At 40.0% G+C, this 11,753-nt stretch carries 6 protein-coding genes; 1 reads left to right on the forward strand and 5 read right to left on the reverse strand.

What is annotated here, in order from left to right:
- Positions 1-8: 8 nt before the first annotated feature.
- Entirely contained in the window at positions 9-1,715 is a 1,707-nt protein-coding gene (locus tag SJY45_RS06660; RefSeq protein WP_400073741.1) for a RagB/SusD family nutrient uptake outer membrane protein, read from the forward strand.
- A gap of 176 nt (positions 1,716-1,891) precedes the next feature.
- On the opposite strand, the gene SJY45_RS06665 is transcribed toward SJY45_RS06660, so the two are convergent.
- The 5 genes from SJY45_RS06665 to SJY45_RS06685 form a co-directional block, all read right to left on the reverse strand.
- Positions 1,892-3,736 (reverse strand): arylsulfatase, encoded by a 1,845-nt coding sequence (locus tag SJY45_RS06665; protein ID WP_400073742.1) that lies wholly within the window; start codon positions 3,734-3,736, stop codon positions 1,892-1,894.
- 3 nt (positions 3,737-3,739) lie between these two features.
- The gene (locus tag SJY45_RS06670; protein ID WP_400073743.1) at positions 3,740-5,305 is read right to left on the reverse strand and encodes a sulfatase; all 1,566 of its coding nucleotides are present in this window, start codon (positions 5,303-5,305) and stop codon (positions 3,740-3,742) included.
- 132 nt (positions 5,306-5,437) lie between these two features.
- Positions 5,438-6,910, reverse strand: a complete 1,473-nt coding sequence (locus SJY45_RS06675; RefSeq protein ID WP_400073744.1) for a RagB/SusD family nutrient uptake outer membrane protein — start codon at positions 6,908-6,910, stop codon at positions 5,438-5,440.
- A 14-nt stretch (positions 6,911-6,924) separates the two neighbouring features.
- On the reverse strand, positions 6,925-9,966 hold the full coding sequence (locus tag SJY45_RS06680; protein WP_400073745.1) for a SusC/RagA family TonB-linked outer membrane protein: 3,042 nt from the start codon (positions 9,964-9,966) through the stop codon (positions 6,925-6,927).
- Between the two features lie 257 nt (positions 9,967-10,223).
- A complete protein-coding gene (locus SJY45_RS06685) occupies positions 10,224-11,717 on the reverse strand; it encodes a sulfatase-like hydrolase/transferase (RefSeq protein ID WP_400073746.1) in 1,494 nt (497 codons plus the stop codon).
- Between the last annotated feature and the right edge of the window lie 36 nt (positions 11,718-11,753).

Here is an 11,753-nt window from a genome sequence, read left to right on the forward strand (position 1 = left end):
AAATAGAAATGAAACATATTAATATAAAGCAAGTCTGGGCATTGATCGCCCTATTTGCAACACTTGGTTGCGAAGATGTATTGGACACCGAAGCTTCCGATGCTTTTACGGAAGATATTATCTACAGTGAGCCTGATCAAGTAGAAAGATTAGTTTACCCTGTTTATAATAGTACCGAAAGTTGGGGTTTGAACAAGGCCCAATGGTGGTCTCGTAGATTTAATATAGAAGTGGGTTCTTTTGAAGCCAAGTTTAACTTTAATGATCTTGATCAGCTTAGATTAAGAGCAGGTTGGTCTCCTAGCAACGTGGGAGTTCTTGCCCAAAAGTGGAGCACCTATTGGGACTATATTCGTTTGGCAAATGAATTTTTAGACCGTATTGATGATAGCGAAGCCATGAAAACCGATCCTGACAAGGTTGCTATTTTAAAAGCCGAAATGAAATTTCTTCGTGCTAATATTTACAGTAAGCTTATTAAATTTTATGGTGGTGTTCCCATTATAGAAAACGCTCTAGGACTTGATGCCGATTTTGCCTTGGTAAGAAACAGCTACGAGGAGTGTGTAGATTTTGTTGTAAAGGAGCTTGATGAAGCTGCTGCTATTCTTCCGGAAACTCGTCCGGACAGTGAATTTGGACGTGCAACCAAACTATCTGCCTTAGCCGTAAAATCCCGTACTTTACTCTATGCCGCAAGTACATTACATGACCCATCTACTGAACCAAGTGGACCATTGTATGATTACACTAAAGCCAGTAAATGGCAAGATGCTTCGGATGCTGCCAAAGAAATTATAGATTTAGTTGGCGCCCGTAACCTTATTGCTGTTACCAATGCCAAAGAGTATCAAGATTTATTCTTATCGCCAAATCAAGATATTCTGTTCGCTCGCGCTTACAGTAGCCTTTATTATGATTTTGGTACCGACGCCAACTCTCTTTGGAACCAGACACAAGCCCCAAGCGGTTATGGAGGTTGGGCGCTATCCTCTCCTACCCATAATTTTGCATTACAGTTTAATATGGCAGATGGGACTAGTACGGATGAAGCGGGATATGACCCAGAAAATCCTAATGAAAATAGAGAACTTCGCTATTATGCGGATTTATTTTACCAAGGATCTACTTTTAGAGGAAGACCAGTTGATTATGCTTTAGCGGATAACCCAACCGAAGCTACTCCGCATGGTTTGGATTCTCCAGAAGGTCTTGGTAACACAGGGCATTCCTCAAAAACAGGCTATAACATTAGAAAGTTTCAAGACGAAAGCGTAGGGTTAACAGATGTTTCTCCTAACCGCCCTTATATACTTTACCGTCTTGCTGAAATTTATTTGAACTATGCCGAAGCGCAATACCATTTGGGACAAGAAGGTACAGCCCGTGAATTTGCAAGTAAAGTATCTACAAGAGCCCTTCAACCCGAAATTACAGCATCTGGTGCAGATTTACTGGAAGCCATTAAAAGGGAAAGACGTGTAGAACTAGCTTTTGAAGGTCACAATTTCTTTGACGAAAGACGATGGATGAACGAAGAGCACCTTGGCTTTGATGTTAAGGGTTTAAGATGGACAAAAGCCGCAGACGGTAATTTAACCAATGAAGAATACACCGTAGTAGAAAGACCATGGTTTGAAAGACAGTACTATCTGCCCATTCCACAGTCCGAGGTTGAAAAAGCTCCTTCAATGGTTCAAAATGCAGGGTACTAAGGCCCTTTATACCTTAGAAAAGTTGTTTGTTGAGTTAGTTTGTAACCGGAGAGCCTTAGGGCTCTCCGGTTTTTTTGTACAAACTGTAATTCTCCTAACGCAATTGAAACTAAAAAAAGGAACAATCCGTTTTACCGGTTGCTCCTTCTCTTCAATAACAATCAACATCATATGATTTATCTCGTTCGCTCTAATTTGGGTGATGCATCAACCTTTCTTAGATAGACATAGAAAGCTCCAAATCTAACATCATCCTCTCCAATGAAATCCGCATACAATCGCTTACGACCTTTTACCAAGTAGGCTTTAAAAGTTGCATTATCCGCTTTCATATTTACCGACATATCCAAATGCAATGCATCTATATCTAGACTTGCTTGTTTAATAGGAATCAAAACTCCTTCAGGCTTGGTAACATACCATTTTTCACGCTTGCCCAATTCGGGCATTGTAGCATCAAAACTGAGTTTGGATTCTTTTGGCCATCTTCTTAATTCAACTTCATAATATCCATCTTGCTGTACATCTATCAAATAGAAGCCCTTTCCAAAAGCGGGTTGCTTTCCTGATTTAGGATCACGAATATATACTTGACTCCATGCTATAGGCTCCGAGCTATGTAGATCATGAACGGTAATGGTAGTTTCGGCTATGCCCGGTTCACCCACTTTATAGGCTTCATAGTGCGAAAAATCACGCGATGTATATGCCCACCATTCCTCATAGGCATTCCTCATTTCTTTAACCTTTTCCGTGTGCTTTAATGCAATATCATTTTCTTGGCCTGGGTCTTTTTTAATATTGTACAGTTCTTTACCGTCTATAAGCCTCCATTCGTCATCCATAACAGCACTCATACGCCATTTTACAGGTTGCTGTAACCTATTATTGTCTACAACGCAATACCGATGCGGGGCGGTTTTTATTTCATTTTCCAATATAGGTGCCCAGCTTTTACCATCATAGCCAAGGTTGGGTACTTTTCCTAAGTCGCATAAATCTATTAATGTGGGCAATACATCAAAATTCATGGCCAGCTGATCAATTGAGCGACCACCGGTTAGTTTACCATCCTTCCAACGCATAAAGAACGGCACTCTATGTCCGCCTTCATATTGTGAACCCTTGTGTCCCCTCATGCCTGCATTAAAACCTTCAACTTTACCATTTGCTTCTCTATGTCCGGTAGAAGTCCCATTATCGGTCATAAAAATTAAAATTGTATTGTCCTTTAAACCTAGTTCATCCAGCTTTTTATCCAGAAGGGCCATATTATCATCAATATTGGTAATCATTCCGTAATATGCCTTTTGACCTTCGTTTATAGAAGTTTCCGCTTTATACATCTCATAATACTCTTGGGGTACATTTAAAGGGCCGTGAGGTGCATTCAATGAAATATAAACGAAGAAAGGGTTATCTTTTTTTCGTTCTATAAAATCCATAGCTTCGGAGAAAAAGACATCTGTACAATACCCTTCAAATTTTTCAGGAGTACCATTTCTCCAGTACGTATCATCAAAATAATCATTCTGCCAATAATCCGGAGTTTGGCCTACACCTCCACCACCATGGACTACAGTTTCTTGAAATCCTCTATCCTCTGGACGGTAAGGAAAAGCGTCTCCCAAATGCCATTTTCCGTACATTCCCGTAGCATAGCCATTATCCTCGAAAACCTGCGGCATTAACATGAATTTCTCCCGAAGGAAATTACCTCCTCCAATGGTATGCCATACCCCGGCACGATTACCATCCGCTCCCGTAAGCAGGCCAGAACGGCTAGGCGCACAAGTAGTACCACTATGAAAATTAGTAAAATGAACACCCTCGTGATACATTTTATCCATTGAAGGTGTTTTTATAACCTTGTTACCATGGGCAGCAACATCTCCATAACCCTGGTCATCGGTTAAAATAATAATCACATTTGGCTTATCATCGCTCTGTGCCGCTACCATAGTACTTAAAAAGCAAAAGCCAAGTACCCATTTGTACGATACCTTCTTTAGTATTTTCATTTTTTAATTTTTATGAATGTTCTTATTTTTTCTGTTTTTGGCCTCTTGCTCCAGAAGCTGACCGTAATTGAGTTTACGGTATTTTTTCTTTAGGCTTTCCGGTGCTTTTCGGTCAAACAGAACTGCATATTTTGCGTAATCATTGGTCTGCATTCCTTCTTTTACCAAGCTCATGTATCGCTCATCATACAGCTTACGCATTTTATCCAGCTCCGTTTTGTACATCTTATCCTGCGCCAGGTTGTGCATTTCTAGTTTATCTTTGGATATATGGAACAATTCTTCAGTGGGTTGCATACGCTCATCCGTATATTGCCAATAGATGTATTTGAAGTCTTTTGTAACCACGCTTAACGCCTGAATTTCATCATTGCCCCACATATTGGTCAATGCAATATGCTCTCTCTGTATACCCGCTTCCTTCTGTGCCAACGGCACCAAATTTTCACCATCCATATTATCCGGCACCTGAACACCGGCATAGGCTAAAATGGTAGGAGCCATATCTATATTGGCCGTTACGGTCTTTCGTTTTACCCCTTGTTTATTCTTTGGTACTCTTGGGTCATAGATAATGAGAGGTGATCGTGAAGCTTCCTCATAAGGAAGTACTTTCCCGCCAAGGTTATGTGCACCGCAACTATACCCATTATCACTGGTGAATATGATAATGGTATTTTTATCCACACCTTGTTCTTCCAGCGACTTACGAATCATACCGATAGCATAATCCACACCGTGAATCAGCTGATTATATTTTCTGATCGCCTCTTGATAGCTGTCTTCGGATTCTCGCCAGAAATTATATGAATTATACTGCCTACCTGATTTTGCCTGTGGCGCTAGATGTTTGGCATTTGCATCACCATAATTTTCGGGTTTTTTATACGTCTGCCCAGCATATACGTCATCAAAGAAAGGGTCTGGAGTAAAAGGTAAATGAGGTGCCTTAAAACTTATGGACATACAGAACGGTTTTCCCGAAGCTTTAGCATCCTTTATAAAGTCTCCTGCCCAAGCGCCATACGCTCGCGTGCTATGTGGATACTTTTTTGCGTACTGGGCTATAGTTGGATTCTTGGCCGTCTCATAAAGTGTCTGCCCAGGGCCTCCACCCCATTCGTCAAAATAACCTACTGGAAGTCCATCTTCTATTTTTTCTGTTTTTGTCACATCAAGAACAAAACCCACTTTACCCGCGAAACCTGTAAAATACCCTTCCTTTTGGAGTAATACTGGATAGGTGTTTTCAAATTTATCTACGGCCAAATCGCCATGCATAAAATTACAACCGGTCTTGTACTCATACATACCTGTTAGGATATTGGCCCTGCTTGCCATACAGATGGAAGTAGTATTATAATGGTTCAGGAATAGAACACCATCTTTGGCCAACTTATCCATATTCGGGGTTTTTACCTGATCATTACCGTAGCAACCTGTGGCTACACTGGTCTGATCATCGGAAAGAAGGAATATGATATTGGGTCTATCATTTTGTCCAAAAACATGTTTTCCAACCATGAACGAAATTAGAAACATTATAAAAACCGTATTTCTCTTTTTCATACCTCTATTAATTTATCTATAATCCTTACTCAGTTACAAATGGTTTCACCAAGTTATAGGTTATTCAATTTTTTTGAATAAAATGTACCCCTCTTGTTCTTTCCTAAGAGAGGTACATTCATTGTTCCGTTTTTAATACCCGGGATTTTGCACCAGTACTCCTTGTGACAAATCTATTTGAGACAAAGGTATAGGCATAATCTCGTGCAATCCTTTTTTAAAGCCCAAGGGTCCTAGCAAAGCCTCTGCTCTATCCGTTCTAATTAGGTCATGATACCGGAAGCCTTCGCCTGCCAATTCAACCCTACGCTCGTGATAAATGGCATCCAACAAAGCCTGCCCGTTTAGACTGCCGTCCAAATCCGGAACAACGGAAGCATCATTATCACCTCTTGCTCTCTGCCTTACCTTATTTACATAGTTTATTGCAGTTGTGGGGTCTGTATTGTAAATAGCTTCTGCATACATTAAATACGCATCGGATAAACGAAGGATTCTAATATTGTTACCGCTATTTCCGTTTCCTCCAACCGAAGGTTTAGGGTTTTCACTAAATGGAGTTATTGAATATTTTTTGATATACCACTCCGTTCCATACCCTCCCGGGACATTGTAAAATGAAGCATCAAACCTAGGGTCGTTAGGTTCAAATTCATTTCTTAAGTCTTCTTTAATCTGAGAGAAACCAACACCACCTTTTTTTCTTGCACCGATCATACGTGGGATTAAGGTACCCAACTTATCTGAATTGGAAGAAAAATTAATTTCAAAAATTGATCCTGTATTCCACTCACCTGAAGGTTCAAAAATAGTAGCATAATCTGCTAGTACATATGGCAATTCGATTAGTTGCTCCCCGTACGTTTTAACCTGATCCATTTTATTTTGGTAAAGCGCTACTCGCATCATTAAACCAAGGGCGGCTCCTATATCTGCATGCCCTAAGAACTCGGCTCCTTTATCAAATCTAGAAGGCAATTCTGAGATTGCTTTTTTCAAATCCTCTTCAATGAATCTGTATGTCTCTTCAGTTGAGGAACGTGCCACATTGTATTCTCCTGGCTCTAATGGCGTATCTATTATTGGTACGCCTCCAAAAGTATTTACCAGGTCAAAATAATAATAGGCCCGTAAAAAATGTGCTTCGGCAATAATGTCCTTTTTTCTCTCTTCATCCTCAAATTCAATACTAGGTACATTTGCCAAAACTAAATTGGTATAAAGCACCCCTTTGTAGTTTACTTGCCACAGTTTTTCTACAGCAGAATTAGAAGTCGTAAGACTATATATTTCTTTTTCATACAGATGTGGGCCATCATTTACTCTGGCTCCTCCCTTTAAAATATCATCTGTTCCTATATCTCCAAAGACCAGATCATTGGCATTGGCCGCTCCAAAATTCTCACGGGCATACATCTCACGCATTGGAGAATAGGCCGCTGTTAGAGCTTGTTCCGCATCTACCGGAGATTTATAAAAATTCTCAATAGTGGGCTCTCCGGAGGGCACTACCTCAAGATAATCTTTACTGCATGAACTTAACGCAAAAATCAAAGCCAAGGAACAAAACTTTAGTCCGTTATTAATTGTTCTATATGGTATCATAATAAATGTCTTTTTTAAAATTTAATGTTCAAGCCCAAAGTGAATGTTCTTGCGGATGGGTACAATCCGTTATCAATACCTATGTCCAAAGGACTGGTACCATTATCGGATGTATCTACACCTACCTCTGGATCCATACCCTCATATTTGGTAAAAGTGAGCAAGTTCTGTGCGGCCAAATAAATACGAAGACTTGAAATTGGCGTCTTGTCCAACATATCTTGCGGTAACGAATAGCCTAATTGTACATTCTTCAATCTTAGATAAGAACCATCCTTAACGTATCTACTGGATGATTTTGGCATGTTAACTCCATTGTTGGCAAAAGTTACTCTTGGCAAGGTATTGGATGTTCCTTCTCCTGTCCAACGGTTCAACATATTGGTAGACATATTGGTTCCCAAATCTGCTTCTAACCAGTAAATTGTGTGATTCAAAATATCGTTCCCTTGACTTCCTTGGAAGAACATTGAAAAATCGAACTGTTTGTAATTCATATCCAGATTCATACCATAGGTATAATCCGGAAAAGGCGAACCAATGTACTTTCTATCATCATCATTAATGATTCCGTCATCATTAAGATCTCTGTATTTTACATCACCAGGTTGGGTCTTAGGAAGTACTGCACTATTATCTACCTCATCTTGTGTCTGAAAAATACCGATCATTTCATATCCATAGAAAGAAGCAATAGGGTGGCCGGCCTCTGTACGACTATAATCTTTGGAACGGTTACTACCAATTAAGATACCGTCATCTGCTAAAGAAATAACCTTGTTCTTCACAAACGAAATGTTCCCTCCTAAGTTGAATGAAAAATCACCAAAACTCTTTCTGTAATTTGCGGTAAGTTCAAAACCTTTGTTCTCTATATCACCTGCATTTCCGTAAGGACTTGTCTTATAACCCGCTGTATTAAGAATAGGTATCGCCAAAAGCAGGTCAGTTGTATTCTTAATAAAATAATCTGCTGTAAGCGTCAGTGAGTTATTGAAAAGACCTAAATCAACCCCTACATTCTTAGTAACGGTAGTTTCCCACTTTAAATCCTGATTACCGGGTCTTAGAGGAGCTGCACCAACAGTAGTTACCTGATCTGCCCCATAAATATAATTTGTGTTTAGATTAAGGGTGTTGAAAGTTGAGGAATTAGGTATATTTTGATTACCCGTTTCTCCCCAACCTGCTCGAAACTTCAACTGATTTAAGAATCCAATATTATAAAAATGTTCGTTGTGAACATTCCAACCTAAAGCTACGGATGGAAACTTACCCCAACGTTGGTTTTCCCCAAAACGAGAAGACCCATCAAACCTATATGTAGCGGTTATTAAATAACGCTCATCATAGTTATAATTTAACCTCCCGAAAAACGAAAGTAATTTAGACTCGGATATACCACCATTGTTGGTAGAGGTAGATACATTTCCCGAACCCAATGTTGGATTGGCAACACTTGAAGGAATCTCGTTACGCTCTGCCTGAACGTTATTAGCGTTTAAATTTTGGATTTCCTGTCCCAATAAGGCGTTAAAATTATGTTTGTCCTTAAAAACCTTTAGGTAATTAAGCGTATTTGAAAGCACCATCACCCTGTTTTCCGAACGGCTCAAAGTATAACTACTTACCGGACTGTTATAGGTTGGACCCACAAAATATTCAGGCACGTAATTATCACTTTTTACATTTGTGATTTCCAACCCGTAATTAGACTTGAACTTTAAACCTTCCGCTAGGTCCAGCTCAACAAATAAGTTGCCGAAAAAACTTTCTTTCTTACGATTTCTTTTTCCATATTCTACAAGGCCCAATGCATTAATGGCACTCGAATAACCGGGAATACCTAAACTCCCATCAGGCGCATAAATTGGAGAGACCGGATCGGTAACGTAACCAACAAAGGCCGCTCGTTGCCAGGGATTACCACCCACCTCGGGAACGGATGTCCTGTCTGAATTAGAATACTGAATGTTGTGTCCTACTTTAATTTTCTTCCCTACTTGATAGGTGTTATTTACCCTGAAGTTATGACGACTATAGCCCGACTCCTTGAGTATACCATCTTGTGAAATATATCCGTAGGATATGTAATAGGTAGATTTTTCACTCCCTCCGGAAATGGATAATTGGTGGTCTTGAATAAACCCGGAACGGTAAGCGGCATCTTTCCAATTATATGTAGGCAAAGCCCCTGGATTGGCCAACTCTGGATCTATAGCGGTTCCATCATTTGTATTTGCCTCATTAACCAGCATGGCCCACTGCGGCCCCGTAAGAACATCTAAATTATCTATTTTGTTCTGTACTCCGGTATATACGTTGTAGGATACCGTAGTCTTACGTTTAGACCCTTTTTTTGTTTCAATTAAAATAACCCCGTTCGCTCCTCTTGACCCATAAATTGCAGTTGCCGAGGCATCTTTAAGAACATCTATAGAAGCAGCATCTGCCATATTAAAGTTGGCAATATCATTAATAGGTACACCATCAATAACATATAAAGGGTCTGAGTTGTTAACCGTTCCCGTTCCTCTAATTCTTACCGTTGGGCTAGCTCCCGGGGCGCCCGAAGTTCCTGAAACCGTAACACCTGCCGCCCTACCCTGTATGGCTTGATCCAAGGAAACGGTATTGGTTTTTTGAATGTCATCTGTACTAATGGAGGAAATAGAACCTGTTAAATCTTTCTTTTTCTGTACCCCGTACCCAACTACCACAACTTCTTCCAAAGCCTGTGCGTCCTCTTGCATGGTTACATTAAGGTCTGCGCCTGATACGATTACTTCTTGTGGCTTGTAACCTATGTACGAGAAGACCAAAGTGGCTCCTTTTGATACATCTTGAAGCACAAAATTACCATCAAAATCTGTAGTTGTTCCCTTTGATGATTCCTTTAAAAATACATTGACGCCAGGCAATGGACCTTGGCTATCGGAGACGGTTCCTTTTACTGTTTGGGCCTGCGCAAAAGCACTAAAAAAGGCCAACAATAAAAAGCACCAAAATTGACAAGAAAAACGTGTGTTCTTCACAATTAATCTAGTGAGTTTCATAAGCATTATTGTTTGAGTTTTTTTGAGTTGACCAAATTGATAATATTACCCACGGAAAAATGCAACAATTGTTTTTATCCATAGAACAACTTGCCATATTGCCAAATACTTATAAAAATTAGGTCTTCTCTCGGTAGTGACACTTGGGAAAGGTTACCATCTTTATCCGCCACCGTATACCTAACAATAATTCTGAAACCAAAAGAGCCTTGCTATTCTAGCAAGGCTCTTTTATTAATTCATACTAAAATTGCTTCTTAGTCTCCTTCAACCACAGGTAAATTAATTACATCTGTCGATGGTATATCCAAAGGCCTTAAAAATGGGTTGCGCATGGCAGGCATCTCATTTCTAAAATTTATGTAGGCGTCAAAAATAGTTTGCATGACCTTGGGGTTTTGCTTACTTACATTTGTAGTTTCTGCAATATCGTTTTCCAAATCAAAGAGGTAATGTTTGTTGTCCTCTACCAAGAACTTCCATTTTCCCATTCGTGCGGCACCCATTCTATTGGCATACCAAAATAGGTTTTCATGAGGTTGTGTGTCATACCCGCCCCTAATAAAGGGCAATAGGTTTACCCCATCCAATATCGTTTTATTCGGAATTTTAACATCCGCAGCCGCACATAAGGTTGGATATAAATCTAAAGTGCTAACTGGTTTTTTAAACGTTACGTTCTGTTCTAATTGCGCAGGCCAACTTATAATGTACGGCACACGTATTCCAGCTTCCCACATATTACCTTTAAAGCCTGAAAGTGGCCCTCTTTGCCCTAATAAGTGATAAGGAGTATCCTTTGGCCACCAAGTGGGCAACGACAGATGAATGGGATTGGCAGGGCCGTTATCGCTAACGAACACAATAATGGTATTATCCCGTAATTTTTCTTTCTCGAGGTAATCCAAAATACGCCCTACGTTATCATCAATAGCTAGAACCATAGCTGCGTACAATTTCATGGCCTCAGACTTAATATGGCTTACCCTGGGCAGGTCCGATTTTTTTGCCTGAAGTGGTGTATGTGGCGCATTGAAGGCTAGGTAAAAGAAAAAAGGTTTCTCTTTATTCTCTTCAATAAATTCAATGCATTGCCGTCCACAACGATCCGTTAGATATTCTTCCCCTGGCCTTTCAGGACCCCATAACATCGGTATCCAACCTCCTTTTGGTTTGGAATTCTCCCCTGGTTTATCATCTACCCCCAAATACTTTCCCGTCGGTTCCGGAAAATAATTGGAACCTGATGAAGTAAGGGAGTAATTATAATCAAATGTAGTTTTAGGATAGCCTTGAAGGTTTATTTTACCTGCCATAGCGGTAACATAGCCTGCATCCGAAAACGCTTGATTAATGAATTTTTGGGTATTAGGAACAATCTGCTCATCTTGGCGATGCTTCATTTTCCATGTATCATGGTTCCATTGTACTCCAAAGCGCTGTTGATAGGCTCCTGATAACAATCCGTGTCTACTGGGAGAACAAACCGGAGCAGAAACGTAACCGTCTGTAAAGCGTACCCCTTCTTCTACCAAACGGTCTATATTAGGTGTCGAAAAAAGTTCATTGCCATAAGAAGACAGGTCTCCATACCCCAAATCATCAACATTGATTAGAATAACATTTGGCCGTTTAACGGTCTCAATGTTCTTTTTCTTTCTTTGGGCCGTAGCTATAGTTCCAGACACAAAAAAAGCTAGCAGCAGTAAACCTGTTAAACTTTTGCCGTATGCTCTTTTTAAATGCAACATGATGCTTCTTTTAATTATGAACAAATAATTCTTGGG

The sequence above is a fragment of the Zobellia russellii genome (assembly GCF_044597075.1).
GTDB lineage: Bacteria > Bacteroidota > Bacteroidia > Flavobacteriales > Flavobacteriaceae > Zobellia > Zobellia russellii.